Annotated in this window: 23 protein-coding genes and 3 pseudogenes; 19 read left to right on the forward strand and 7 right to left on the reverse strand. The window is 59.6% G+C overall.

What is annotated here, in order from left to right; translation table 11 throughout:
* Positions 1 to 47 precede the first annotated feature (47 nt).
* Together phoR and phoB are read right to left on the reverse strand one after the other, a co-directional pair.
* Positions 48 to 1334, reverse strand: coding sequence for a phosphate regulon sensor histidine kinase PhoR (gene phoR / locus ACYZUD_RS24395; protein WP_462025106.1), 1287 nt, complete (start codon positions 1332 to 1334; stop codon positions 48 to 50).
* 81 nt (positions 1335 to 1415) lie between these two features.
* Entirely contained in the window at positions 1416 to 2105 is a 690-nt protein-coding gene (gene phoB, locus ACYZUD_RS24400) for a phosphate regulon transcriptional regulator PhoB (RefSeq protein WP_046045002.1), read from the reverse strand.
* 153 nt (positions 2106 to 2258) lie between these two features.
* Here phoB and ACYZUD_RS24405 point away from each other — a divergent pair, with 153 nt between their 5' ends.
* A complete protein-coding gene (locus tag ACYZUD_RS24405; RefSeq protein ID WP_462020521.1) occupies positions 2259 to 2651 on the forward strand; it encodes a COG4315 family predicted lipoprotein in 393 nt (130 codons plus the stop codon).
* Positions 2652 to 2798: 147 nt separating this feature from the next.
* On the opposite strand, the gene ubiA is transcribed toward ACYZUD_RS24405, so the two are convergent.
* Together ubiA and ACYZUD_RS24415 are read right to left on the reverse strand one after the other, a co-directional pair.
* Positions 2799 to 3689: a 4-hydroxybenzoate octaprenyltransferase gene (ubiA, locus tag ACYZUD_RS24410; protein WP_462020522.1), complete on the reverse strand. Its 891-nt coding sequence runs from the start codon at positions 3687 to 3689 to the stop codon at positions 2799 to 2801.
* Positions 3689 to 4240, reverse strand: coding sequence for a chorismate--pyruvate lyase family protein (locus ACYZUD_RS24415; protein WP_462020523.1), 552 nt, complete (start codon positions 4238 to 4240; stop codon positions 3689 to 3691). Before ACYZUD_RS24415 ends, ubiA begins: the two co-directional genes overlap by 1 nt.
* 201 nt (positions 4241 to 4441) lie before the next feature.
* Here ACYZUD_RS24415 and ACYZUD_RS24420 point away from each other — a divergent pair, with 201 nt between their 5' ends.
* From ACYZUD_RS24420 to ACYZUD_RS24430, 3 genes are all read left to right on the forward strand, one after another.
* Positions 4442 to 4609 (forward strand): rubredoxin, encoded by a 168-nt coding sequence (locus ACYZUD_RS24420; RefSeq protein ID WP_007954349.1) that lies wholly within the window; start codon positions 4442 to 4444, stop codon positions 4607 to 4609.
* A 20-nt stretch (positions 4610 to 4629) separates the two neighbouring features.
* Entirely contained in the window at positions 4630 to 5778 is a 1149-nt protein-coding gene (locus ACYZUD_RS24425; protein WP_462020524.1) for an NAD(P)/FAD-dependent oxidoreductase, read from the forward strand.
* A gap of 194 nt (positions 5779 to 5972) precedes the next feature.
* Positions 5973 to 6248: an HU family DNA-binding protein gene (locus ACYZUD_RS24430; protein ID WP_003213368.1), complete on the forward strand. Its 276-nt coding sequence runs from the start codon at positions 5973 to 5975 to the stop codon at positions 6246 to 6248.
* An 89-nt stretch (positions 6249 to 6337) separates the two neighbouring features.
* Here the strand turns inward: ACYZUD_RS24430 and ACYZUD_RS24435 are convergent, their stop codons facing one another.
* The 3 genes and pseudogenes from ACYZUD_RS24435 to ACYZUD_RS24445 all read right to left on the reverse strand — a co-directional run.
* Entirely contained in the window at positions 6338 to 6733 is a 396-nt protein-coding gene (locus tag ACYZUD_RS24435) for a DUF6124 family protein (protein ID WP_462020525.1), read from the reverse strand.
* 388 nt (positions 6734 to 7121) lie between these two features.
* Positions 7122 to 7303: pseudogene (locus tag ACYZUD_RS24440) on the reverse strand (DUF2931 family protein); the annotation flags it as partial.
* A 30-nt stretch (positions 7304 to 7333) separates the two neighbouring features.
* Positions 7334 to 7527: pseudogene (locus tag ACYZUD_RS24445) on the reverse strand (contractile injection system protein, VgrG/Pvc8 family); the annotation flags it as partial.
* Positions 7528 to 8372: 845 nt separating this feature from the next.
* On the opposite strand from ACYZUD_RS24445, the gene tssA reads away from it, so the two are divergent.
* The 15 genes and pseudogenes from tssA to tssK all read left to right on the forward strand — a co-directional run bounded on the left by tssA (position 8373) and on the right by tssK (position 24578).
* Positions 8373 to 9929, forward strand: a complete 1557-nt coding sequence (gene tssA, locus ACYZUD_RS24450) for a type VI secretion system protein TssA (RefSeq protein WP_462020526.1) — start codon at positions 8373 to 8375, stop codon at positions 9927 to 9929.
* Positions 9930 to 9961: 32 nt separating this feature from the next.
* Positions 9962 to 10465, forward strand: a complete 504-nt coding sequence (gene tssB / locus ACYZUD_RS24455; RefSeq protein WP_223415127.1) for a type VI secretion system contractile sheath small subunit — start codon at positions 9962 to 9964, stop codon at positions 10463 to 10465.
* Positions 10466 to 10490: 25 nt separating this feature from the next.
* Positions 10491 to 11966, forward strand: coding sequence for a type VI secretion system contractile sheath large subunit (tssC, locus tag ACYZUD_RS24460; protein WP_017341541.1), 1476 nt, complete (start codon positions 10491 to 10493; stop codon positions 11964 to 11966).
* Between the two features lie 13 nt (positions 11967 to 11979).
* Positions 11980 to 12387, forward strand: a complete 408-nt coding sequence (gene tssE / locus ACYZUD_RS24465; RefSeq protein ID WP_123720189.1) for a type VI secretion system baseplate subunit TssE — start codon at positions 11980 to 11982, stop codon at positions 12385 to 12387.
* Positions 12388 to 12397: 10 nt separating this feature from the next.
* On the forward strand, positions 12398 to 12916 hold the full coding sequence (locus ACYZUD_RS24470) for a PAAR domain-containing protein (protein ID WP_462020527.1): 519 nt from the start codon (positions 12398 to 12400) through the stop codon (positions 12914 to 12916).
* The gene (locus ACYZUD_RS24475; protein ID WP_462020528.1) at positions 12909 to 13829 is read left to right on the forward strand and encodes a hypothetical protein; all 921 of its coding nucleotides are present in this window, start codon (positions 12909 to 12911) and stop codon (positions 13827 to 13829) included. The genes ACYZUD_RS24470 and ACYZUD_RS24475 overlap by 8 nt, the downstream gene beginning before the upstream one ends.
* Complete coding sequence (locus ACYZUD_RS24480) at positions 13826 to 14266, forward strand: hypothetical protein (protein WP_462020529.1); 441 nt, start codon at positions 13826 to 13828, stop codon at positions 14264 to 14266. Before ACYZUD_RS24475 ends, ACYZUD_RS24480 begins: the two co-directional genes overlap by 4 nt.
* A 72-nt stretch (positions 14267 to 14338) precedes the next feature.
* A pseudogene (gene tssF, locus ACYZUD_RS24485) lies at positions 14339 to 16133 on the forward strand (type VI secretion system baseplate subunit TssF).
* The gene (gene tssG / locus ACYZUD_RS24490) at positions 16097 to 17104 is read left to right on the forward strand and encodes a type VI secretion system baseplate subunit TssG (RefSeq protein ID WP_462020530.1); all 1008 of its coding nucleotides are present in this window, start codon (positions 16097 to 16099) and stop codon (positions 17102 to 17104) included. The pseudogene tssF and the gene tssG overlap by 37 nt, the downstream one beginning before the upstream one ends.
* Before the next feature lie 12 nt (positions 17105 to 17116).
* Positions 17117 to 19762 (forward strand): type VI secretion system ATPase TssH, encoded by a 2646-nt coding sequence (gene tssH, locus ACYZUD_RS24495; protein ID WP_462020531.1) that lies wholly within the window; start codon positions 17117 to 17119, stop codon positions 19760 to 19762.
* Positions 19763 to 19772: 10 nt separating this feature from the next.
* Complete coding sequence (locus tag ACYZUD_RS24500) at positions 19773 to 21290, forward strand: sigma-54 interaction domain-containing protein (RefSeq protein ID WP_462020532.1); 1518 nt, start codon at positions 19773 to 19775, stop codon at positions 21288 to 21290.
* 93 nt (positions 21291 to 21383) lie between these two features.
* On the forward strand, positions 21384 to 21524 hold the full coding sequence (locus ACYZUD_RS24505; RefSeq protein ID WP_008030659.1) for a hypothetical protein: 141 nt from the start codon (positions 21384 to 21386) through the stop codon (positions 21522 to 21524).
* 17 nt (positions 21525 to 21541) lie between these two features.
* Entirely contained in the window at positions 21542 to 22738 is a 1197-nt protein-coding gene (tagH, locus tag ACYZUD_RS24510) for a type VI secretion system-associated FHA domain protein TagH (protein WP_462020533.1), read from the forward strand.
* Between the two features lie 5 nt (positions 22739 to 22743).
* Positions 22744 to 23244, forward strand: a complete 501-nt coding sequence (gene tssJ, locus ACYZUD_RS24515; protein WP_462020534.1) for a type VI secretion system lipoprotein TssJ — start codon at positions 22744 to 22746, stop codon at positions 23242 to 23244.
* A 2-nt stretch (positions 23245 to 23246) separates the two neighbouring features.
* Positions 23247 to 24578 carry a type VI secretion system baseplate subunit TssK gene (gene tssK, locus ACYZUD_RS24520; RefSeq protein WP_462020535.1) on the forward strand — a complete coding sequence of 444 codons (1332 nt, stop codon included), beginning with the start codon at positions 23247 to 23249 and terminating at the stop codon, positions 24576 to 24578.
* Positions 24579 to 24581 lie beyond the last annotated feature (3 nt).

Raw genomic sequence — 24581 nt, forward strand, 5'->3', positions numbered from 1 at the left:
TGTAGCGGCTGACCGGGCGATTGCCTAGTGGCGCGTGCCGGCCGGTATCAGTCGGCGGCGCTGATGACGCGGGATCTGGTGACCTGAGCCGGCGCAAAATGGCAGGTAAACGTGCTGCCGTGGCCCGGCACACTACTGATTTCCATCCGAGCGCGGTGGCGCAGCAGCACGTGTTTGACGATGGCCAGTCCAAGGCCGGTGCCGCCGGTGTTGGAGTTGCGGCTGGAATCGACACGGTAGAAACGTTCGGTGAGGCGCGGCAGGTGTTTGCTGTCGATACCGATCCCGGAATCCTGCACGCTCAGGTGTGCGCCTTGCTCATCGCCCCACCAGCGAATGCGGATATTGCCTTCGGCCGGGGTGTATTTCACCGCGTTGAACACCAGGTTGGAAAACGCACTGCGCAACTCGGCTTCGCTGCCCTTGAGCAAAATCGTCGGATCGGCGTCCAGCGTGATGGTCTGATTGCGCTGACCGGACAGTTGCTGCGCGTCGCTCTTGATCGATTGCAGCAAGCCGTCGATGGCCACCGGCTGGTTGTCCGACGGGTAATCGGTGGCCTCCAGTTTGGCCAGCAGCAGCAAGTCGTTGAGCAGGGTCTGCATGCGTCCGCCCTGTTGCTGCATCTGCTGCAAGGCACGGGTCCAGCGCGGGTTCACTTCCTCGACGTTATCGAGCAGGGTTTCCAGGTAGCCGCAGATCACTGTCAGCGGCGTGCGCAGTTCATGGGAGACGTTGGCGATGAAATCTTTGCGCATCTGCTCCAGCTGATGGATGCGCGTCACATCGCGCACCAGCATCAAGTGTTCGTTGTTGCCATAGCGGGTGATGTACAGCTGAATGCGCAGGCGGTCGTTGATCGGTGACGGGATTTCCAGCGGCTCGGCGTAGCTGTCTTGCTCGAAGTACTCCTTGAAACGCGGATGGCGCACGAGGTTGGTCACCGGTTGGCCGCTGTCCTGAGGCGTCTTGAGGCCCAGCAGGGTTTCGGCGGCGCGGTTCCACCATTCGAGATTGCCGTCGCTGTCGAGCATGATCACCGCGTCTTTCAGCGCGGCAGTCGATTCCTGGACCCGGTCGATCACTGCTTGCAGGCGCCCGCGCACACGTTGATCGCGGCGTTGCAGGTGGTAGATGCTGTCGAACACTTCGCCCCACAGGCCGTAGCCATCGGGCGGTGCTTCATCGGGTTTTTGCAGGCGCAGCCACTCGTGCAGACGCAGCAGTTGCTTGAGGGTCCAGGCCAGGTAAAGGCCCAGGCCCGCGGCGAGGCTCCAGCCGTAATAGCCGGTGATCAGGCCGATCACCAGGCAGGCGGTGACCAGCAAAAGCATGTGGCGGATCAGGGTGCCATGCCAGTTTTGGTTCACTTGAACGCGCGTCCTTGTCAGCTTGTCGGGCGGGAAAGGTCCGGGTCAGGCCTTGGTGGAGAACCGGTAGCCAGTGCCGCGCACGGTTTGTACCAGATTTTCGTAAGCATCGCCGAGGGCTTTGCGCAGGCGGCGGATGTGCACGTCGACGGTGCGCTCTTCGACATAAACGTTGCCGCCCCAGACCTGATCCAGCAACTGGCCGCGGGTGTAGGCACGTTCCTGGTGGGTCATGAAGAATTGCAGCAAACGGTATTCGGTCGGGCCCATCTCGGCGGGTTTGCCGTCGATGGTCACGCGGTGGCTGATCGGGTCCAGCAGCAGGCCGCCGACTTCGATCGGCGTCTCGCCATCGGTAGGGCCGGCACGGCGCAGCACGGCCTTCAGGCGCGCGACCAGCTCACGTGGGGAAAAAGGTTTGGTGATGTAGTCATCGGCGCCGACTTCCAGGCCCTGGATCTTGTTGTCCTCTTCGCCCTTGGCGGTGAGCATGATGATCGGGATGTCCCCGGTCAGCTCATCGCGCTTGAGGCGTCGGGCCAGCTCGATGCCGGACGTGCCGGGCAGCATCCAGTCGAGCAGGATCAGGTCCGGCTTGCGGTCGACGATGATGGCGTGGGCCTGCTGCGAGTTCTCAGCCTCCATGCAGTCATAGCCGGCCATTTCCAACGCAACGGCGATCATTTCGCGAATGGGCGCTTCGTCGTCGACGATCAGAATGCTCCTGCCAACCATGCCTTTAATCCTCTTGTCATTTAACTGTCTTGCGCCGCATTAGATAACGGAATTATTGCAGTCGTGTGACAGTATTTTAGTCGCCCGGCGATTGTCATGATCCTGAACTAAGCTCTAAGTCCGAATCCTGACAACCACAAAAGGAAGGTTTCCATGAAGCAATACTCGCAATCCTTCAAGGCTCTGATGCTGACCGCAGCCCTGGCGTTGCCATCAATGGCCTTCGCGGCTGAGCCTGTGATGATGAAAGAAGGTGTGATGGCGGACCACAAGGGCATGACCCTGTACACCTTCGACAAAGACACGGGTGGCAAGTCTGTGTGCACCGGCCAGTGCGCGGATAACTGGCCGCCGTTCAAGGCGGAAGCGGGCGCCAAGGCCGAAGGTGACTGGACAATCGTCAAGCGTGACGATGGCACGATGCAGTGGGCCTACAAGGGCAAACCGCTGTACTACTTCGTGAAGGACGCGAAACCGGGAGACAAGGCCGGTGACAAAATGAAGGACGTCTGGCACGTCATCACCAATTCCGGGCCGAAAATGTAAACCTGCAGCTGGCGAAGCCTGCGTCCGGCTGCGCAGCAGTCGTAAATCCTGAGTCCACGGTTCATCTGATACACCGCGTGAGCAGACTTTACGACTGCTGCGCAGCCGGACGCAGGCTGCGCCAGCTGCTACATAAAAGTGTGGCAATCAACGCAGCGCGTAATCCAGCACGATCCCGACGAAAATCGCCAACCCGGCCCAGTGGTTGTGCAGAAACGCCTTGAAGCAACGCATCCGGTCCTTGCCGCGGGTGTACCAGAACTCCCACGCAAAACAGCCCGCCGCCGCCAGCAATCCGAGGTGGAACCAGCCGCCGAGCTCGAATTTCGACCCGGCCAGCAGCAGGCAACCCAGCGCCAGCCCCTGCAGAATCAGGATGATCACCCGATCTGCCTCGCCAAACAGAATCGCCGTGGATTTCACGCCGATCTTCAGGTCGTCGTCACGATCAGTCATGGCGTAATACGTGTCGTAACCCACCGTCCACAGCAGGTTGGCGATCCACAGCAACCACGCCGCCGCTGGCAGCTCACCGGTTTCGGCCGTGAACGCCATCGGCATCCCCCAGGCGAACGCCGCGCCCAGCACCACTTGCGGGTAATAGGTGTAGCGCTTCATGAACGGGTAGCTGAAGGCGAGCGCCAGGCCGCCGAACGATAGCCAGACTGTCGCCGCGTTGGTGCACAGCACCAGCAGGAAACTCACGCCCATCAGCAGCGCGAAAAACACCAGGGCTTCTCTGGAGCTGATCTTGCCGCTCACCAGTGGTCGCTGTTCGGTGCGTTTCACATGGCCGTCGACCTTGCGGTCCGCCCAGTCGTTGATCACGCAGCCGCCAGCGCGGGTCAGCACCACGCCGAGGACGAAAATCACGATGTTGGCCAATGACGGCGAGCCTTTCCCCGCGATCCACAGCGCCCACAGCGTCGGCCACAGCAGCAGATAAATGCCGATCGGCTTGTCCATGCGGGTCAGCTGAATGAAATCCCAGGCCCGTGGGTTCAAGCGGTTCAGGGACTTGAGCAGGCTCTGGTACATCAGCAATTCTCCGGATGGGCGCGGGCGGCGAGCCACAAGGTCGGCAGGAAAATCTCGGCCACCAGCACGCTCAAGGCGCCGCGGTCGAAACGCGAGCGGCGGCCCCACAGCTCAGGTGCCCGGGCCTCGGCCGGCAGCCACTCCTGAGGATAGTGGCAAACCTCGATGGCCCGGCGCTGAAACGCCTGATCGCAGAACAGCAATTCGCCCAGGGAGCGGCTGCCCAATTCGTCCATGTGCAACCCGTCGCCCTGCAACGCGCTACGCGCCGCCACGCTGCGGGCAAACACCCAGGCTTCACCGTGGCCGCGCAGGTACACCTCGCGCACCCAGCCTTCGCTGCCGTCAGCCAGATCCAGCGCAGCGCATTCGTCGGCGCGCAGCGCTTGCCAGCCTTCGAACAACGGCGTGACGCTGAAACCGTCATTCGACAAACGGGTCAGCCGTCGGGTCAGCGAACCTTCATCGAACAGCCAGTCGAGAGTAGAGGCGTCGGGGAGGGGAGCGAGCTGGTTTTGGGAGAGCCAGAATGGGGGTTTTGAGTGCGGCACAGTGAGTCATTATTGGCAGCAAATGAGGCGGCGAGCTTACCATGTCAGTCGGCGATTTTGATTGATCCGGCCCGCCGTCACGCCGAACAGGCTTGCATCTGCCGGGCCCGATCAGTACAAAACGCCCTGAGCCGGACGGCAGCGCTCCAACCATCGACCGTTCGCGCCGGCAATAAGCCTGAACCCTGAGGATGTACCTGAATGAAAAAGTGGCAATGTGTGGTCTGCGGCCTGATCTATAACGAAGCCGACGGCTGGCCGGATGACGGCATTGCGCCGGGCACCCTGTGGCAAGACGTACCGGAAGATTGGCTGTGCCCCGACTGCGGCGTCGGCAAGATGGATTTCGAAATGATCGAAATCAACTAAGACATTTAGAGGAGTAAGGAATGAACGCACCTGTCGTGATCGTCGGCACCGGGCTGGCTGGCTACAACCTGGCCCGGGAGTTTCGCAAACTCGATGGCGAAACCCCGCTGCTGCTGATTACCGCCGATGACGGGCGTTCCTACTCCAAGCCGATGCTTTCCACCGGTTTTGGCAAGAACAAGGATGCCGACGGCCTGAGCATGGCCGAGCCGGGCGCCATGGCCGAGCAATTGAAGGCCGAAGTGCGCACCCACACGCGCATCAGCGGCATCGACCCGGGCCACAAGCGGCTATGGATCGGCGAAGAGTCGGTAATTTACCGTGACCTGATCCTGGCGTGGGGCGCAGAAACCGTGCGCGTACCCATCGAAGGTGACGCGTCGGACGCCGTGTTCCCGATCAACGATCTGGAAGACTACGCCCGCTTTCGCGCAGCGGCGGCCGGCAAGCGTCGGGTGTTGCTGCTCGGTGCCGGCCTGATCGGCTGCGAGTTTGCCAACGACCTGATGCTCGGCGGTTACGAGGTGCAACTGGTTGCACCGTGCGAGCAGGTGATGCCGACGCTGCTGCACCCGGCGGCGGCGGCTGCGGTCCAGGCCGGGCTGGAAAGCCTGGGCGCACGTTTCCACCTCGGGCCGGTGCTAAACGGCCTGCAACGAGTGGCTGACGGGCTGGAAGCGCATTTGTCCGACGGCCAGGTCATTGCTTGTGATGTGGTGGTTTCCGCCATCGGCCTGCGTCCGCGCATCGACCTGGCGGCTGCGGCCGGTGTGCAGGTCAATCGCGGCGTGGTCGTTGACCGTCAGCTGAAAACCTCTCACGCCAACATCTATGCCTTGGGCGATTGCGCCGAGGTCGATGGGCTGAATCTTTTGTACGTCATGCCCCTCATGAGCTGTGCGAGAGCGCTGGCCCAGACCCTCGCCGGAAACCCGACCGCCGTGAGCTACGGCCCGATGCCGATCACCGTGAAAACCCCGGTCTGCCCGTTGGTGGTTTCGCCGCCGCCACGGGGCAGCGAAGGCGTCTGGACGGTCGAAGGGCAGGGCGCCGACCTTAAGGTTTTATGCCGTGATGCCAGCGGAAAACTACTCGGTTATGCCCTGACAGGCGCAGCGGTGATGGAAAAACTGGCCCTGAACAAAGAACTTCCGGCGCTGCTGGCGTAAATACCGGTCGTTCTGTCGGAATCACCCCTCTTTTGTCCCTACAAACGTCGCGCCGAGACTGGCGCGGCTCTTCCGTGCGTGCCATTCTCACTCCCGTCTGCCGCAGAGTAGAGCACCTGCGGCGCTTTGGGCGCTGTTCCAACGAGAACAGCACGGACATAACAACAAAAAACCGTCAAAGGGGCTTCACTAATATGCGTAAACCAGAACTCGCCGCAGCAATTGCTGAAAAAGCAGATCTCACCAAAGAGCAGGCCAACCGCGTTCTCAACGCCGTTCTCGAAGAAATCACCGGCGCTCTGCACCGCAAGGACAGCGTTACGCTGGTGGGCTTCGGCACCTTCCTGCAACGCCACCGCGGAGCCCGCACCGGCAAAAACCCGCAAACCGGTGAGCCCGTCAAAATCAAGGCCAGCAACACCGTTGCGTTCAAGCCAGGCAAATCGTTGAAAGACAGCGTTAATCCGTAATACGCACCGACTGCCCGCCTAGCGGGTGAGCGGGATAAAAAATGGGCACGCCAACTGGGTTGGGTGCCCATTTTTTTGTGGGTGGCGGATCAGCTGGCGCGGCTTTGTTGACTGGCGAGAATCGCCGCCATTTCCGGCTTATCCAAATGATCCAGCGCTCGTTCCACCAACAAATGTACCCCGTCGGCCATGCGGCTGAGCGCCAGGGCTACGGAGCGGCGTGAGCCGTCCACATCGTCGGCGAGGTCGGCGGCGATGGCGCTGATGGACAGCAGATCTTCCGAGGCGTTGGCGAGGAGGGCTTCGGTGTTGATGTCGGGGCAGACGCTGAAGAGCTGGCCGTTGCGTTTTGGTGGTTTTGGTTCGGCTGGCGGGAAGTGATGGTTGAGCGCGCGTTCGGCGGCTTCGTTGAGTTTGTTTGAGTCGGGGCTTTCGTATGGGGAGATCGGGTCGGCGTCGGGTGGATTCGGGGTGATCTTGAACATGATCTTCAATTCCTTGAGGGTGATGCTGACAACACTTCGCCGACTAAACGAAGGGGGTGGCAGCTGTACGCAGGTTAGTCGGACCGGGGAATTGAAGAAGCCGGCGCACCCGAAGGTGCCCTGTGCACAGCCACCATCAAATGCAGGGTAGGAAATGCCTGCTTGACGGACGCTCGTGCAACTTCAATTCCAGCGGGCGACTAAACCCGATCACTGACGATCAGTGACACGGATCAAGTTACCGACCGGCCCAAAGGCGCACAAGCCGGCGGATTCTGGCGTAGCCGTAGGCAACGACGCAAGGTGTTGTAGCTTGCAGGAAGTAACCTTGAGCCGTTTTAAACAAGCGCTGTAGGGCAATGTTTAACCATCGAAAATTCGACATTTCTTACCAACTCCCATAGGGAATTCCGAACTTTTCTCTGTAAGCCTTGGATGTCTCAGACAAGGGCCCATGTTTGTCGCGGGGTTTTCCTTCGTAGAGGGACCTTTTCTGTTAATGGTTCCTTCGACTCGCGCAATTTCGACCGATTTCAGGCAAGGGCCGCCCAGCCAGACTTTGGGTCTCCCGAGCTGATTCAGGAATGACGATATAGGCCTCGTAAGCGCGTCGGCCTGTATCCCATGACCCTTGAGTACCTGGGCGATGATTTGCGGCACCGTCTGGTGCTGGAAAATCCGTTGATCGTGGCTGAACTGCAAATAGTTCAGCGCCGGCACGAGGGTCAGGCGATAGCGGCGATAGTGCCTTCAAAGGCCAGCACTTTGAAGTCGTTGCGAACCGTTGGGATCACGAGGGTGAAGTGAGCGGCATTAGCCGGGTGCGAGCATGCGCTTATCCTTTTGCTTTTTTAGCTCGTCCTTAAGCTGAGAGAGGAAACAGATCGCGCTGCCCAAGGCATGCCTGGCCCGGACAAACGAAATTTGCCGGTCACGCTAACAAGGCACCTAGAAGATTGTTGTAGGAAGAATCCTGATACAGCGTCAGAAATTTCCACGTTTCGTGGATGTTGCATTAACGGAAAATAGAGGCAGAAGAATCAATGGCTGAAATGTCAGTTTGATTGCCATTGATGATAATTAACGTAATTAAGCACAACTTGACGGCCATTGCGCCGACAAATCAATTCATTGTGCATATCGCTACGATAAGGACACTGCTGAAAACAAAGTAATAGCAATTTGATGGCACTTTTTGCATTGGCCATTGTTATTCATCGTTTCGTTCATAGATTGCTGCAACATTTCGGAAGGCTCCTACATTCATTATTTTTTTATTTTTGGCATGCTTCACATCCGCCTCAGGGAGCGGATCGGCAATGAATGCGGAGAAAATCATGAGGATTGAAAGGGATGGCTCTATTTCAAGGGTTCCAGGCCGGTGGGCCGAACGATTAAATATTAAAACGACCTCAGGGATTCCCCTGCAACATATAGGGAAATCTCCTACAGGAAATAAACACGCTTCGTCTTATTGTTTAATCAGATGCTTGCTAGTGGCCACCATCGTGAGTACGATGCGCCCACTTTGAAAGAGCACGATCTCAATTGGATGAGACTCTTCGCAGCTCTTTGATACTGTCCCGCGCCGTTGCAATTTCAATTGGCGTATGACCGTAATCCAAACTAAAGGCCATGGATGTCCTACTCAAGCAAACTTTCTGCTCATTACCTCGAACTCGCAAAAGCCTCTGTTTCCAAAGAGAATTTCGCGGGCGAGGATGTTCGCTTTTCGAGCGAATATGAGGCACTGGAAAGCGAGTTGGCGAAAGCCTCGTCCATGCACGAAAGCGGTCAGATCGACTGGCTGAAAATCCGCGAAAACAGCGAAAACCTGCTGCGTACCCAATCCAAGGATTTGCGCGTTGGCGCTTGGCTGACCTGGGCTCTGTACCAGCGCGAATCCTTTCAAGGGTTGCTCGCTGGCCTCGGTTTGCTGCACTACCTGTGCGAAAGCCACTGGGCCGAAGTCCACCCGAACAAGGCCCGCACCCGCTCCGCTGCCATCAGTTGGTTGGTACCGCGTCTTGAGCAGGTGTTGACCGAAAATATTGCGATCAAAGAGCAGTTGCCGATGTTCCGCCGTCTGGTGGAACACCTTGAAGGTCTCGATGCCGCGTGCACCGAGCACCTGGGCGACGACGCGCCGTTGCTGCTGCCGATCTCCCGTCGCTTGAAAAACATGGTGCAACGCGCCGCCGACAACCAGCCGGAACCCGGCGTGGTCGGTGCTGCCGTTGCTCAGGTCAAGCAAGCCGCCACGCAGCTGTTCACGCCCGGCGCGCCGATTGACAACGAAAAAGAAGCCCACAAGGCCCTGCGCGCCCAGCAGGAAAACGCCCGTCCGTTGTGCGCCTGGTGGCTCAAACAGAAAGCCACCGACTTGCGCGCCCTGCGCCTCAATCGCACATTACTGTGGTTGCCCATCGACGCTGTCCCCGAACGCAACGCCGAACAAATCACCGTTCTGCGCGGCTTGCCGGCCGACAAGCTCAAGGCCTATCAGGACCGTTACGACCAGGCCAAATACGCTGACCTGCTGGTGGAACTGGAGGCGAGCCTGGCGAAGGCGCCGTTCTGGTTCGATGGCCAGCGAATGGTCTGGGAATGCCTTCAGGGATTGAACGCCGACATGGCAATGCGCGAAGTGGAAATCCACTTCGCGCTTTTGATTCAGCGCCTGCCCGGCATCATCGAATTGCGTTTCCACGACGGCGCCCCGTTCGCCGACCCGGCTACTCGTGCCTGGATCAGCGCCAACGTCATGCCGCACCTGCAAAGCGCGAGTGCGCCGCGCAAGGTCGAAGTCGCCGACACCCAACCAGCCTGGGAATTGGCCCTGGAAGAAGTCCTGCCGATTCTGCGCAAGGACGGCCTCAAGGCCGCCGTGCAAATCCTCAAGCAAGGCCTGCAAAGCGCCCACGGCGGGCGCGTGCGGTTCTTCTGGCAGTTCGCCCTCGCGCGGCTGTGCTTCATGGCCAAGAAATACGAACTGGCCAAGACCCAACTCGAAACCCTCGACCAAACATTACAGGACTCAGGCCTGCACGCCTGGGAGCCCGATCTTGCGCTGGAAGTGCTGCATTTGCTGCATAGCTGCTGCGAGTTGCTGCCGCAGAACCATGCCGTACGTGAACGCAAGGAAGAGATTTATCGCAGGCTGTGCCACCTCGACCTCGAAGTGGTACTCGAATAGGCCCCAGGGCCACAACCGCAAGGAGAAAAGCCATGGCCAAAGAAGGCTCGGTAGCCCCCAAGGAACGCATCAACGTCACCTTCAAACCTGCCACCGGTGGTGCGCAGGAAGAGATTGAACTGCCGTTGAAACTACTGGCAATCGGTGACTACACCCACCGCAAGGACGAACGCAAAGTCGAAGATCGCAAGCCGATCAGCATCGACAAAATGACCTTCGATGAAGTGCTGGCCAAGCAAGAGCTGCAGCTGACACTGAGCGTACCGAACCGTCTTCAGGAAGAAAGCGACACTGAAGAACTGGCCGTGAAACTGCGCGTCAACTCGATGAAGGACTTCAACCCGGCCAGCCTGGTCGAGCAAGTGCCGGAGCTTAAAAAACTGATGGAACTGCGCGACGCGCTGGTGGCCCTCAAAGGTCCGCTGGGTAACGCGCCTGCGTTCCGCAAAGCCATCGAAGGCGTTCTCGCCGACGACGAATCCCGCGGTCGCGTACTGGGTGAGCTGGGCCTGAACGCCGCCGCCCAGGACGCCTGAGTCTCCATCAGCCAAGGAAGCCAACATGAGCACGAGTGCAGCGCAGCAAAAGAGTAACGAGAACGGCGAATACAGCATTCTCGACAGCATCATCGCCGAAACCCGCCTGACCCCGGACGACGAAGCCTACGACATCGCCAAGCGCGGCGTGTCGGCCTTCATCGAAGAGCTGCTCAAGCCGCAGAACAACGGTGAGCCGGTCAAGAAAGCCATGGTTGACCGCATGATCGCCGAGATCGATGCCAAGCTCAGCCGTCAGATGGACGAAATCCTCCACCACCCGGACTTCCAGTCCCTGGAATCGTCGTGGCGTGGCCTGCAGTTGCTGGTCGATCGCACCAACTTCCGCGAAAACATCAAGATCGAAATCCTCAACGTCTCCAAAGAAGACCTGCTGGACGATTTCGAAGATTCGCCGGAAGTGATGCAGGCTGGCCTGTACAAACACATCTACACCGCTGAATACGGTCAGTTCGGTGGTCAGCCGGTGGGCGCGATCATCGCTAACTACTTCATGTCCCCAAGCTCGCCGGACGTGAAACTGATGCAGTACGTGTCCAGCGTTGCCTGCATGTCCCACGCGCCGTTCATTGCGGCTGCCGGCCCGAAATTCTTCGGCCTGGAAAGCTTCACCGGCCTGCCGGACCTGAAGGACCTGAAAGATCACTTCGAAGGCCCGCAATTCGCCAAATGGCAGAGCTTCCGCCAGTCGGAAGACTCCCGTTACGTTGGCCTGACCGTGCCGCGTTTCCTGCTGCGTAACCCGTACGACCCGGAAGAAAACCCGGTCAAATCGTTCGTGTACAAAGAAACCGTCGCCAACAGCCACGAGCACTACCTGTGGGGCAACACCGCCTACGCGTTCGGCACCAAGCTGACCGACAGCTTCGCCAAATTCCGCTGGTGCCCGAACATCATCGGCCCGCAGAGCGGTGGCGCGGTTGAAGACCTGCCGTTGCACCACTTCGAAAGCATGGGCGAAATCGAAACCAAGATTCCTACGGAAGTACTGGTTAGCGACCGTCGTGAATACGAACTGGCCGAGGAAGGCTTCATCTCCCTGACCATGCGCAAAGGTTCCGACAACGCGGCGTTCTTCTCCGCAAGCTCGGTGCAGAAGCCGAAGTTCTTCGGCATCAGCGCAGAAGGCAAGGCGGCAGAGCTGAACTACAAGCTCGGCACCCAACTGCCGTACATGATGATCGTCAACCGCCTGGCTCACTACTTGAAAGTGCTGCAGCGCGAGCAACTCGGTTCGTGGAAAGAACGTACCGACCTCGAGCTGGAACTGAACAAGTGGATCCGCCAGTACGTGGCCGACCAGGAAAACCCGAGTGCCGAAGTCCGTGGCCGTCGTCCTCTGCGCGCTGCCCAGATCATCGTCAGCGATGTCGAAGGCGAGCCTGGCTGGTACCGCGTCAGCCTGAACGTGCGCCCGCACTTCAAGTACATGGGTGCCGATTTCACCCTGTCGCTGGTTGGCAAGCTGGACAAAGAGTAAGCGGAGCCAACTCATGACTGGATACGGCAGCCTTTTCGAACGCCTGGGTGGCGACGCGGACAAACGCGTCGGCTGGAGCCGCGAGGTTTCCGCCATGGCGTCCGTGGCTGCCCATCTGGCCAAGATGCTCAGCACCCGTGCGGGCAGCGTGCAAACGCTGTCCGATTACGGGCTACCCGATCTCAATGACATGCGCCTGAGCCTGCACGACTCCCTGAGTCAGGCCCGTCTGGCCATCGAAAATTTCATCGAAGCCTACGAGCCACGCTTGAGCAATGTGCGTGTCATTTCCCTGCCGCGTGAACACGATCAGCTTCGCCTGTCCTTCAGCATCGAAGGCCTGCTGGAAGTTGATGGTTTCAAGCGCCAGGTCAGTTTCGCCGCGCGCCTGGATGGCAGCGGTCAAGTCAAGGTCAACTAAGGAGATTCGTATGTCCGGCAAACCCGCAGCCCGCGTATCCGACCCCACCGCTTGCCCGCTCCCCGGCCACGGCACTAACCCGATCGTCGCCGGTTCCGGCGACGTCTTCTTCGACGGCCTCGCGGCCGCCCGCCAAGGCGATGCCTCGGCGTGTGGTGGTGCGTTGGTTGGCGGCCTTGCAACGACTGTTTTGATTAACGGTAAACCGGCTGCGACGGTGGATTCCGTCGGGACTCATGGCAACAAGGTTACGGCCGGGTCCGGGACGGTGATTATCGGGAATTCGCATTCGCCGGTGCCGTTTGTGGCGCCTGTCCCCATGCCAGGGTACTTCAACGTTTTTTTTGTTTTGCGGGACGATGAAGGTAACCCGATTGCAAATTATGGTTATCGAATAGAGACAGCAGACGGCGAAATTCACGAAGGCGTGACTGACGCAACGGGCCATACCAAGTGCGTTACGACAGGGAAGTCATCTCAAATGCTCAAGATTTCGTTAGTTACGCCTGGAGGTGTGGCTCATGCCTAATCAAGCGTTATTGGCCCAAGCTCCATCAACACCCTCTCATAGTAATGAAGGGCAAGTTGTAACGGTAAAGTTAGCGAAGCTAGCCACTTATGAAATCAATATTCGGTCTTTTCACCCGGGTAAAAATTTCGGGTTGTGGGGCATGTTTTTTGAAGGTGATGCGAGAAGCTACTCTTTAAAGCCAAGTGGTCTGTCGGGTGTGGCAGGTACTGAAGTTACCTCGCGTATCTGGCATAGGTTCTTTATAAACTCGGCTATAAACGAAGTTCTTTTTACCCAAACTGAATCTAATGATTCCGGTATGGCGAATGGTGAACATGTACGTTATGACGGAGAACTAAAGCCTAGAGGAGGCGGTCCGCCCTCCGCTAAAACGGAGAAAGGCGCTGTCACTACGATAGTTATTGAAGGTAAGTATGCAGGGGAGAACCATGCTTTTTTTGGGTCAAAAACTGCAAAAGCTCTAACTGGCAAGACTTTTGTTCCGAGTCTCGATGTCAGCTATAAGATCACGCTGACGATCGACCGCGTTTCTAAATACATTGATATTGCTACTCACATTAAAGGTGATGGGTTCCCAAACTGCGAGGCGTTCATTTCTGACGCCTCTGGCAAGGCAGTATTTCTCGGTGTTCATGTTCGAAAAGGCGGTGCTGCTTGGTCCTTGCCCGGTGAGGGCACGTACCCGATGATTGAATCGGCGATTCGCCTGGAGATGGACGATAGCGGCAATTTCAGCGGTAACTTAGGTAATGAACTGCGCAGAAAAAAGTTGAAAAAAGACCGTTTAGACATGCGGCCAATAACGGAGTGGAACGACTTTTTCTTGAAGTTGAATCCGAATGACGAGCGATGGAAATACGTATACTTCGAGTCATTGCCGGATGCCCAAAACGAGCCGACTGTAAAATGAACTATTCAAGCTATTTTAAGTGGGCAGTCTGGATGCCCGCAATTTTGTTGCCGCTGTTATTTATTGTGGACAGTCTATTGCCTCCTGTAACACCCTTCGGAGGGTGGAAGCAGTTTTTCCATATGTTCATATTGGCTTTTGGCGTGGGTGCCTATTTCATATTTGCATTTTGGGCATCGCGAGTCATTGATCGAAAAACCGAACGTGAAGTGGTCCGGCTCGTGTGTTGGGCTCCGGTTATTTTTATACCCTTCTATGCCGCGCCGTGGTTTTTGTACGGCGTGATTTATTTAGTCACTGGTCACTTGGCTGGTCTTAGGCTGATGGTTGAATGGGTGGCATATATACCTTATTTGTTGGTTGCGGGGTATTTCTGTTCGATTGTCACCCTAGTTGTTTATCAAGTTGTCAAAAGGTTTTTCCGCCAAAACCTGTAGTCAGAGATCAGCAGTAGCAGTCGGCTCACGAATTTAGCGAATTCACACGAACTCAAAATCAGGCAGCTAGAAATGTCCTTTAACCACTACTACCAAAGCGAACTCACCGCACTTCGCCAGTTAGGTCGTCGATTCGCCGAGCGTAGCCCGGCGTTGGCGCCTTTCCTTGGCCAGGCCGGGCGGGATCCGGACGTGGAGCGGTTGCTGGAAGGTTTTGCGTTCCTGACCGGGCGTCTGCGCCAAAAACTCGATGACGAACTGCCGGAGCTCAGCCATTCCCTGATGCACCTGCTGTGGCCGAACTACATGCGTCCACTGCCAGCGTTCAGCGTTCAGCATTTTGCAGTTCGACCCGTTGAAGCGTTCGGGTCCTGCGTTGAGGGTCGAGCGCGACACGCCGATCGAGAGCGTGCCGATCGATGACGTGCGTTGCCGCTTCCGCACTTGCTACCCGACCGAAGTCTTGCCGCTGGATCTGGCCGCGCTGAATTACTCGGTGAAGGGCGACGGTTCGCTGTTGAGCCTGCGTCTGGAGATGAGCGCTGACGGTCACCTCGGCGAGCTGGAGTTGAGTCGTCTGCGTTTGCATTTCGCCGGTGAGCGCTACATCAGCCAGATGCTTTACCTGAGCCTGCTGCGCAATCTGGAAGGCATCGAGCTGATCCCGCTGGACGGCGCTGGCAAGCCTATCAACGGTGTCAACGGCACGCCGATGGCGTTCAAAATGCCGGGCGACCGTGTGCAGCCGGTGGGTTTTGCCGAAGAAGAAGCGTTGATCCCGTATCCGCTGAACACCTTCCGCGGCTATCGCTACTTGCAGGAATACTTCGCTTTCCAGGACAAATTCCTCTTCGTTGATATTAACGGTCTGGACCTGCTGAAAGCATTGCCGGAAGACACGCTCAAGCAAATGCGCGGCCTCGAATTGCGCTTCGACATTCGCAAGAGCGGCATCATGCGTATGCGTCCGACCTTGGACAACGTGAAGCTCTACTGCACGCCCATCGTCAACCTGTTCAAGCACGATGCGTTGCCGATCCGCCTCGACGGCAAGCAGGACGAATACCTGTTGCTGCCGGCCGAATTCGATCTGCAAAACTGCGGTGTGTTCTCGGTGGAAACCGTGACCGGCTGGAAGCCCGGCGGCCTCGGTTATCAGGAGTACGTGCCGTTCGAATCGTTCGAACACGACCCGAGTTTCGACGTGCCCAACAGCCGTCCGCATTACAGCATCCGCCAGCGTTCGTCCCTGTTGCACGACGGCCTCGACACCTACCTGAGCTTCGGCATTCGCCACACCGAAGCCCATGAAACCCTGTCGATCGAGCTGACGTGCACCAACCAGAACCTGCCGCGCAAGCTCAAGCTCGGCGACATCTGCATGGCCTGCGAAGACACGCCGGAGTTCCTGAGTTTCCGCAACATCACCCCGGCCACTTCCAGTTTCGCGCCGCCGCTGAACCGCGACTTCCTGTGGAAGCTGATCAGCAACATGTCGCTTAACTATTTGTCCCTGGCCGACGTCAATGCGTTGAAGGTGATTCTCGAAACCTACGACCTGCCGCGCTACTACGACCAACACGCGGAAAAAGTCAGCAAGCGCCTGCTGGGCGGGCTCAAGTCGATCAAGCATCAACACGTCGATCGTCTGCACCGAGGGTTGCCGGTTCGCGGGTTGCGCACCGAGCTGACCATCGACCCGGAAGGGTATATCGGCGAGGGCGACCTGTTCGTTTTCGCTTCGGTTCTTAATGAGTTTTTCGCGCTTTACGCCAGTCTCAATTCGTACCACGAGCTGCGGGTAAAAAGTACACAAGGAGAGGTGTACCAATGGACACCACGTATGGGCCTGCAGCCCCTGCTTTAAGCGGGCTGACCCGGGTAATACGCGAGTACTCGCTGTTTCAGGCCGTGCTGCTGGTGGTTGACCGGCTGCGCGAGGCCCACCCGCACCTGAGCGAAGACGACCTGTACGACCAGCTGGAATTCCAGGCCAACCCGAGCCTGGGTTTCCCGGGCAGCGACGTCGATCGCGTGGAGTTTTTCCACGAGCACGGGCAAATGCGCGCGCGCCTGCGTTTCAACCTGATCGGCCTGGTCGGTTCTGGTTCGCCGCTGCCGGCGTTCTACGGTGAACAGGCGCTGGGCGACAGCGAAGACGGCAACCCGACCCGCAACTTTCTTGACCTGTTTCACCATCGCCTGCAACGGCTAATGCTGCCGATCTGGCGCAAATACCGCTACCGCGCGAGCTTCCAGAGCGGCGCCCTCGACCCGTTTTCCTCGCAGCTGTTTGCCTTGATCGGCCTCGGCGGCGAAGAGATCCGCAAGGCCCAGGAACTGAACTGGAAACGCCTGCTGCCGTACCTCGGCTTGCTCAGTTTGCGGGCGCACTCGGCGGCGTTGATCGAAGCGGTGCTGCGTTACTACTTCAAGCACGCCGAACTGACCATCGAGCAGTGCATCGAGCGCCGTGTCGAGATCCTCGACGAGCAACGCAATCGTCTGGGCCGCGCCAACAGCCTGCTCGGCGAAGACCTGGTGCTGGGCGAACACGTGCGCGACCGCAGCGGCAAATTCCGCATTCATATCCGTGAGCTCGACTGGCAACGCTTTCACGAATTCCTGCCGATCGGTTTCGGCTACCAGCCGTTGTGCGCGCTGGTGCGGTTCACCCTGCGTGATCCGCTCGACTACGACATTCGCCTGGTGTTGCGCCAGGAAGAAATCCGTGAACTGCGCATCGGTGAGCAGAACGCCTGTCGCCTGGGATGGACCAGTTGGCTCGGCCGCGAAAAAGCGGACGGCGTAGTGACCCTGGGCAGCAAAATTCATTAAGGACGTGAACCAATGATCAACGTAGACCTGCAACAACTGATCCAGGCGCTGGACGCCGAAACCCGCCGTGACCTGGAAAGTTCTGCCGAGCGCTGCGTCGCCCGTGGCGGCAGCAAGATCCTCGTCGAAGACTTGCTGCTGGGCCTGCTGGAGCGCCCTCAAGGCTTGCTCGCACGCGCGCTGCAGGACGCCGAAGTGGATGCCGGTGAACTGAGCGCTGCGTTGCAATCGCGGGTCGAGCACAGCGCTTCGCGCAACCCGGTGTTCGCGCCGGAACTGGTGCAGTGGCTGCAAGATGCGTTGCTGGTGGCCAACCTTGAACTGGGGCAGAGCCAGGTCGAGCAAGCCGCGTTGATCCTCGCGCTGCTTCGCAACCCGATGCGCTACGCCGGTAGCCGCTACCAGTCGTTGCTCGCCAAGCTGAACATCGAGCGTCTGAAAGAATTCGCCCTGTCCCAGAAAGAGCAACCGGCCACCGGCAAACCGGCCGTGCCGGGCGAATCGCTGCTGGAGCGATTCACCCACAACCTGACCCAACAGGCCCGTGACGGCAAACTCGACCCGGTGCTGTGCCGCGATGGCGCGATCCGGCAGATGGTCGACATCCTCGCCCGTCGCCGCAAGAACAACCCGATCGTGGTCGGTGAAGCCGGCGTCGGTAAAACCGCGATCGTCGAAGGTTTGGCTTCGCGCATCGCGGCTGGTGAAGTGCCGCAAGTCTTGAAAGGCGTCGAGCTGCTGTCGCTGGACATGGGCCTGTTGCAGGCCGGCGCCAGCGTCAAAGGTGAGTTCGAACGTCGTCTCAAAGGCGTGATCGACGAAGTCAAAGCGTCGCCGAAACCGATCATCCTGTTCATCGACGAAGCCCACACGCTGATCGGCGCGGGCGGCAATGCCGGCGGTTCCGACGCGGCCAACCTGCTCAAGCCAGCCTTGGCTCGCGGTGAGTTGCGTACCATCGCCGCCACCACGTGGGCGGAGTACAAGAAGTACTTCGAAAAAGACCCGGCCCTGGCCCGTCGTTTCCAACCGGTGCAACTGCACGAACCGACCGTCAGCGAAGCGGTGACCATCCTCCGTGGCCTCGCTCAGGTGTACGAGAAGAGCCACGGCATCTACCTGCGCGATGACGCGGTGGTGGCTGCGGCCGAATTGTCCGCCCGTTATCTCGCCGGTCGTCAGCTGCCGGACAAGGCGGTCGACGTGCTCGACACCGCGTGCGCCCGCGTACGCATCAGCCTCGCCGCCGCGCCCGAAAGTCTTGAGCGCCTGCGTGGCGAACTGGCCGAAGGTGGCCGTCAGCGTCAGGCCCTGCGCCGTGATGCTGAAGCCGGTTTACTGATCGATCACGAAGCTCTGGACGCTTTGGAAGATCGCCTGGCTGCTGCCGAAGACGAAATGGTCGCCCTCGAAACGCTGTGGACCGAGCAGAAAGAACTGGCCGAGCGCCTGCTGGATCTGCGGCAGCAACTGGCCAAGGCTCGCGAAGCCGCCGCTGTCGAACCGACCGTGACGGTTGAAGAAGACGCCGAAGGCACGGTGATCGAAACCCGCGAAGTGCCAGTGAACGACGTCGCATCACTTGAAGCTGCGCTCAACGAAACTCATAAGGCCCTGACCGATGCCCAAGTCAAAGAACGCTTGGTGAGCTTCGAAGTCTGCCCGCGTCTGGTCGCCGAAGTGATCAGCGCCTGGACCGGCGTGCCGCTGGCGCAACTGGCCCGCGAGCACAACGCCAAGGTCGCCAGCTTCGCCACCGACCTGCGCACCCGCATTCGTGGTCAGGAACAGGCCGTTCACGCCCTGGACCGCTCGATGCGCGCCACCGCTGCCGGCCTGAACAAACCCGATGCGCCGGTCGGCGTGTTCCTGCTGGTCGGCCCGAGCGGCGTCGGCAAGACCGAAACCGCGCTGGCCCTGGCTGACTTGCTCTACGGCGGTGATCGTTTCATCACCACCATCAACATGTCCGAGTTCCAGGAGAAACACACCGTCTCGCGCCTGATCGGTGCGCCGCCGGGCTACGTCGGTTACGGCGAGGGCGGCATGCTCACCGAAGCCGTGCGCCAGAAACCGTACTCGGTCGTACTGCTCGATGAAGTCGAGAAGGCCGACCCGGACGTGCTGAACCTGTTCTACCAAATCTTCGACAAAGGCGTGGCCAACGACGGCGAAGGGCGCGAGATCGACTTCCGCAACACGCTGATCCTGATGACCTCGAACCTGGGCAGCGACCGCATCAGCGAACTCTGCGAAAACGGCGCGCGGCCCACCGCCGAAGCGCTCGAAGAAACCATTCGCCCGGTGCTCAGCAAACACTTCAAGCCAGCATTGCTGGCGCGGATGCGCGTGGTGCCTTACTACCCGGTTGGCGGCCCGGTGCTGCGCGAGCTGATCGAAATCAAACTCGGCCGTTTGGGCGAGCGCCTGAATCGTCGTCAACTGGACTTCACCTACTCGCAAGACCTCGTCGATCACCTGGCCGATCGCTGCACCCAAAGCGATAGCGGCGCGCGGTTGATCGATCACTTGCTTGACCTGCACGTCTTGCCGCTGGTGGCCGACCGCTTGCTCGATGCGATGGCCACCGGTGAAAGCCTCAAGCGTGTCCACGCGACGCTCGACGGCCACGCCAGCGTGACGTGCGAGTTCGCCTGAGGTGGGTGTGATGTTCACTCAAGTGCCGCAGCCGTTGGTGTATGCCGAAGCCTTGCTGGCGCAATTCGCCAGCCTGTCGCGCGCGGCGGATGGCGCTGCGCTGCTGGGTGACTTCGTGCGCGGGGTGGCGGAGCTCAGCGGGTGCGAGTTGACGCAGTTGTACCTGCTGGACGCGACGCACACGTGCCTGGGGATGAACGCCGAATGCCTGAACGGCATTCTGCAACCGCGGGAAGCGGCGAGCCTGCCGGCGGACTACAACGGTGAACAACTGCTGCAATTCGCCCTGTGCCAGAACCGCGTGGTGAGCCTTGGCGAGTTGAGCGGCAGCCTGCACGAAACCAGCTTCTTGCCACCACAGGCGACGCCTTGGCAGTCGTTGCTGTGCGTGCCGCTGGTCAATCAGCAGAAGGCTGTCGAGGGTTTGTTGCTGTGCGCCAGTCGCCGGCACATCGACCTGCAAGGCTTTGCCGATTCCCTCGGTCAGTTGGGCTCGTTCGTGCTTGGCCAGCTGCATTTACTGCAGCGTTTGCGTCAGCCGACCGGTGATGCGCGACCGCTCAAGGCCAGCGTCCCGAGTGCCAGCGGTTATGGCCTGATCGGCAAAAGCAAGGCCATGCGCGAGACCTATTCGCTGATCAGCAAAGTCCTGCACAGCCCGTACACCGTGCTGCTTCGGGGTGAAACCGGCACCGGCAAGGAAGTGGTCGCACGCGCCATTCACGACTGCGGCCCGCGCCGCTCCCAGGCGTTCATCGTGCAGAACTGCGCGGCGTTCCCCGAGAACCTGCTGGAAAGTGAGCTGTTCGGCTACCGCAAAGGCGCGTTCACCGGTGCCGATCGCGACCGTGCCGGACTGTTCGACGCGGCCAACGGCGGCACCTTGTTGCTCGATGAAATTGGCGACATGCCGTTGTCCCTGCAAGCCAAGCTGTTGCGGGTGTTGCAGGAGGGTGAGATCCGCCCGCTGGGGTCCAACGACACCCACAAGATCGACGTGCGCATCATCGCCGCGACTCACCGGGATTTATCGGTGCTGGTCAGCGAAGGCAAATTCCGCGAGGACTTGTACTACCGCCTCGCGCAATTCCCGATAGAACTGCCGGCCCTGCGTCAGCGCGAAGGCGACATTCTCGATCTGGCCCGGCACTTCGCCGACAAGGCCTGTTCGTTTTTGCAACGGGATGCGGTGCGCTGGTCCGATGCCGCGCTGGATCATCTGTCCGGTTACGCCTTCCCCGGCAACGTGCGCGAACTCAAAGGCCTGGTCGAACGCGCCGTTTTGCTGTGCGAGGGCGGCGAATTGCTGGCCGAGCATTTCTCCCTGCGCATGGAAGCCATGCCGGAAGACAGCAGCCTGAACCTGCGCGAACGCCTGGAGCAGGTCGAACGCAGCCTGCTGCTCGATTGCCTGCGCAAAAACGACGGCAACCAGACCCTCGCGGCCCGCGAACTCGGCCTGCCGCGCCGCACACTGCTGTACCGCCTCGGGCGCCTGAATATCAATTTGGGTGACTTCGATGGTTAGGCAGCAGACCGTCGATTTCACCTCATTCGCTTTTGATAGCGCCGCCCGAACGGGTCGGCGCTTTGTGCTTTGTCTACTTCTGGAGACCCTCTGATGTCTGTTCGTCACTGGCAAGCCGTCCTGCTGACCCTCGTCGTTCTATGCGGCCTTGGCGGCTGTAGCGGCAATTACAAATTCAACGACAACACCTATCGCCCATTGGGTGATCCGCAGGCGGTCAATCGCGGCAAGTGACCGCAAGGAGTATCACCATGGAACTGGTTTTCGAAATGCTGAACACCAAGCAGTTCGTGCCCACGGAGTTGTGCCAGAAGACCTTCAAACAGGCCGGTGGCGTGATTGGCCGGGGCGAGGATTGCGACTGGATCATTCCGGACCGCAAGCGTCACCTGTCCAACCACCACGCATTGATCAGCTACCGCGACGGTACGTTTTTCCTGACCGATACCAGCAGCAACGGTATTCAGGACAGCGAAAGCGGCGCGCGCCTGCGCAAGGGCGAAGCCGTGCGCATCGAACACGGCAGTGTTTACGTGCTGGGTGATTTCGAGATCCGTGCGCGGCTGGTGCGCGACCCGGCGACCTTCGACACTGAAGTCGGTCGCCCGCAGGCCGCAGGCAGCATCATTCCGGACGATGCGTTCCTTGATCTGGACCCACTGAACGCCCTCGATCAGCAAGAGCGCGTGTACTCGGAAATCGACGAACTGATCGCCCCGAGCACCACGATTGAGGACACCCGTCAGCGCGCCGACTATGCGCGCATCGACATGGAAAGCCTGATGGTCCCGGAGCTGATTAACGCCCCGGCAGAACCCGTTCCTGCCCCGGCACCGAAAGCCATCGAGCGTCAGAGCGAAGGTTTCTGGGAGCACTTCGGCGCGGCACTGGGCGTGGACCTCAACGGTCTCGACCACGACGCCCGCGAAGCCCTGGCGCTGAACGCTGCGCGCCTGCTCAAGCAAAGCATCGGCGGCTTGCAGCAGAGCCTGCGCACCCGCAGCGAACTGAAAAACGAACTGCGTCTGGCCCAGACCACCGTGCAAGGCACCCACAAAAATCCGCTGAAATTCGCCGTCGATGCCAGTGAAACACTGGGCATTTTGTTGCAGCCGAACAAGCCGGGCCAATTGCCGGCCGATCAGTCGATCTCCCGTGCGTTCCGTGATTTGCAGGCGCATCAAGTCGCACTGTTGACCGCCAGCCGCGCCGCCGTTCGCGGCACGCTGGAGCACTTCTCGCCACAACAATTGACCCTGCGTTTCGAGCGTGACAACAAGCCGTTGCTGGCCACATCCGGCAGTCGCTGGAGAGCGTACGGCCGTTATCACCAGGCCTTGCGCCAGGATGATGACTGGAGTGAACGCCTGCTGGCCCGCGACTTTGCTCAGGCCTACGAAGAACAGATTCGCCTGATTTCCACCCTTCACACCGACCACCAAGGATGATGCGCATGTCTCGCTGCTCGACCGCTTTTTTCAAGACGCTGACGGCGCTCATGGCCCTGGTGCTGCTGGCCGGCTGCTCGTCGCTGTCGCCGTATTCCAAAGTGACCAAGGTCAACCTGAAGCTCACCGGCAGCGATCAGCTGAACCCGGACCTCAACGGGCGCCCGTCGCCGATTGTCGTGCGCCTGTTCGAGCTCAAGCACCCGGTGACGTTCGAGAACGCCGACTTCTTCAGCCTGTACGAGCGTGCCAAGGAATCCCTGGCCCCGGACCTGGTGGCCAGCGAAGAACTCGAACTGCGCCCGGGTGAAACCCTCTCGCTCAAGCTCAGCGTGGAAGAGGGCAGCCGTTACGTCGGGATCCTCGCGGCCTACCGCGACCTGCCGGAAACCAAATGGCGCTACACGGTGCAAATCACTCCGGTGGAGGTCACCGAGGCGGATCTGACCCTCGATCAGGCCGGAATCCGCAACAGCAACGAAACGCTCGCCAAGGCGGATGACTGATCATGAATGCCCATAAAGTCATTTGGCAGGAAGGCATGTTGCTGCGTCCGCAGCACTTCCAGCACAACGATCGTTACTACGACCACCAGATGAAGACCCGCACTCAGTTGCTGGGCAGCTACACCTGGGGTTTCCTGAACCTGGACATCGATTTGCAGTTCCTCAACATGGGCAAACTGGTGATCAGCCAGGCCTCGGGGATTCTGCCGGACGGCAGCCTGTTCGAACTCGGCGGCAACACCGAACCGCTGGCGCTCGACGTGCCGCCGAACACCGGCAACACGCCGATCTACCTGGCGCTGCCATTGGTCACCGGTAACCACATCGAGTCGCGCCGTCCGGAGCAATCCGATGTGCTGGCGCGCTACACCGCGTACGAAGCGGAAGTCGCCGACTCCAACGCCGGTGATGATTCCGCCAGCCAGGTCAGCTGCGGTCGGCCGGACTTCAAACTGTTGCTCGGCGAGCAGCAGAGCGACCGGGCCTACGTGAAGCTGAAAATCTGCGACGTGCTCGACACCACACCCGACGGCGTGATCAGCCTCGATCCGGATTTCGTGCCGACCTACATTCAGGCGCATTCCTCCAGCTACCTGCTGTCGTGCCTGAAAGAAGTGATCAGCATGCTCGGCCACCGGGGCGACACCATCGCCGAGCGGATCCGTTCCAACGGCAAGGTCGGTGGCGCGGAAGTCGGCGACTTCATGATGCTGCAACTGATCAACCGCACCGAACTGCTGCTGCGTCACTACCTTGGTCTGGAACAGGTTCACCCGGAAGAGTTGTACCGCACGCTGCTGACCATGCTCGGCGATCTGGCGACGTTTTCCAGCGACAGCAAACGCCCGCGCCTGGACAGCCGTTACCAGCACAGCGACCAAGGCGCGAGCTTTCGCAAACTGATGGAAGCGATTCGTCAGGTGCTGTCGATGGTGCTCGAACAGCACGCCATCGAACTGGTCCTGCAAGCGCGTCAGTACGGGATCATCGTCTCGCCGTTGCACGACCACAAACTGCTGGGCTCGGCGTCGTTCGTGCTCGCGGCCAGTGCCAACTGCGATTCCGAAGAACTGCGCCATCGCCTGCCGGCGCACCTCAAGGTCGGCCCGGTGGAGCGCATTCGCCAACTGGTCAACCTGCATCTGCCGGGCATCAAGGTCAAACCGTTGCCGGTGGCCCCGCGGCAGATCGCGTTCCACTCCAACAAAACCTATTTCATTCTCGAACTCAGTTCCGAAGACCTGGCACAACTCGAGCGCTCCGGCGGCTTCGCGTTCCATGTGTCCGGCGAATTCGCCGAGCTTGAACTGAAATTCTGGGCCATCAGGAACTGACCG

The sequence above is a fragment of the Pseudomonas sp. XS1P51 genome, from assembly GCF_054897845.1.

Bases quoted from the DNA above. Each gene is read 5' to 3' on its own strand.
- phoR (WP_462025106.1), bottom strand. From the start codon at position 1,334: ATGCTTTTGCTGGTCACCGCCTGCCTGGTGATCGGCCTGATCACCGGC.
- phoB (WP_046045002.1), bottom strand. From the start codon at position 2,105: ATGGTTGGCAGGAGCATTCTGATCGTCGACGACGAAGCGCCCATTCGC.
- ACYZUD_RS24405 (WP_462020521.1), top strand. From the start codon at position 2,259: ATGAAGCAATACTCGCAATCCTTCAAGGCTCTGATGCTGACCGCAGCC.
- ubiA (WP_462020522.1), bottom strand. From the start codon at position 3,689: ATGTACCAGAGCCTGCTCAAGTCCCTGAACCGCTTGAACCCACGGGCC.
- ACYZUD_RS24420 (WP_007954349.1), top strand. From the start codon at position 4,442: ATGAAAAAGTGGCAATGTGTGGTCTGCGGCCTGATCTATAACGAAGCC.
- ACYZUD_RS24425 (WP_462020524.1), top strand. From the start codon at position 4,630: ATGAACGCACCTGTCGTGATCGTCGGCACCGGGCTGGCTGGCTACAAC.
- ACYZUD_RS24430 (WP_003213368.1), top strand. From the start codon at position 5,973: ATGCGTAAACCAGAACTCGCCGCAGCAATTGCTGAAAAAGCAGATCTC.
- ACYZUD_RS24435 (WP_462020525.1), bottom strand. From the start codon at position 6,733: ATGTTCAAGATCACCCCGAATCCACCCGACGCCGACCCGATCTCCCCA.
- tssA (WP_462020526.1), top strand. From the start codon at position 8,373: ATGTCCTACTCAAGCAAACTTTCTGCTCATTACCTCGAACTCGCAAAA.
- tssB (WP_223415127.1), top strand. From the start codon at position 9,962: ATGGCCAAAGAAGGCTCGGTAGCCCCCAAGGAACGCATCAACGTCACC.
- tssC (WP_017341541.1), top strand. From the start codon at position 10,491: ATGAGCACGAGTGCAGCGCAGCAAAAGAGTAACGAGAACGGCGAATAC.
- tssE (WP_123720189.1), top strand. From the start codon at position 11,980: ATGACTGGATACGGCAGCCTTTTCGAACGCCTGGGTGGCGACGCGGAC.
- ACYZUD_RS24470 (WP_462020527.1), top strand. From the start codon at position 12,398: ATGTCCGGCAAACCCGCAGCCCGCGTATCCGACCCCACCGCTTGCCCG.
- ACYZUD_RS24475 (WP_462020528.1), top strand. From the start codon at position 12,909: ATGCCTAATCAAGCGTTATTGGCCCAAGCTCCATCAACACCCTCTCAT.
- ACYZUD_RS24480 (WP_462020529.1), top strand. From the start codon at position 13,826: ATGAACTATTCAAGCTATTTTAAGTGGGCAGTCTGGATGCCCGCAATT.
- tssG (WP_462020530.1), top strand. From the start codon at position 16,097: ATGGACACCACGTATGGGCCTGCAGCCCCTGCTTTAAGCGGGCTGACC.
- tssH (WP_462020531.1), top strand. From the start codon at position 17,117: ATGATCAACGTAGACCTGCAACAACTGATCCAGGCGCTGGACGCCGAA.
- ACYZUD_RS24500 (WP_462020532.1), top strand. From the start codon at position 19,773: ATGTTCACTCAAGTGCCGCAGCCGTTGGTGTATGCCGAAGCCTTGCTG.
- ACYZUD_RS24505 (WP_008030659.1), top strand. From the start codon at position 21,384: ATGTCTGTTCGTCACTGGCAAGCCGTCCTGCTGACCCTCGTCGTTCTA.
- tagH (WP_462020533.1), top strand. From the start codon at position 21,542: ATGGAACTGGTTTTCGAAATGCTGAACACCAAGCAGTTCGTGCCCACG.
- tssJ (WP_462020534.1), top strand. From the start codon at position 22,744: ATGTCTCGCTGCTCGACCGCTTTTTTCAAGACGCTGACGGCGCTCATG.
- tssK (WP_462020535.1), top strand. From the start codon at position 23,247: ATGAATGCCCATAAAGTCATTTGGCAGGAAGGCATGTTGCTGCGTCCG.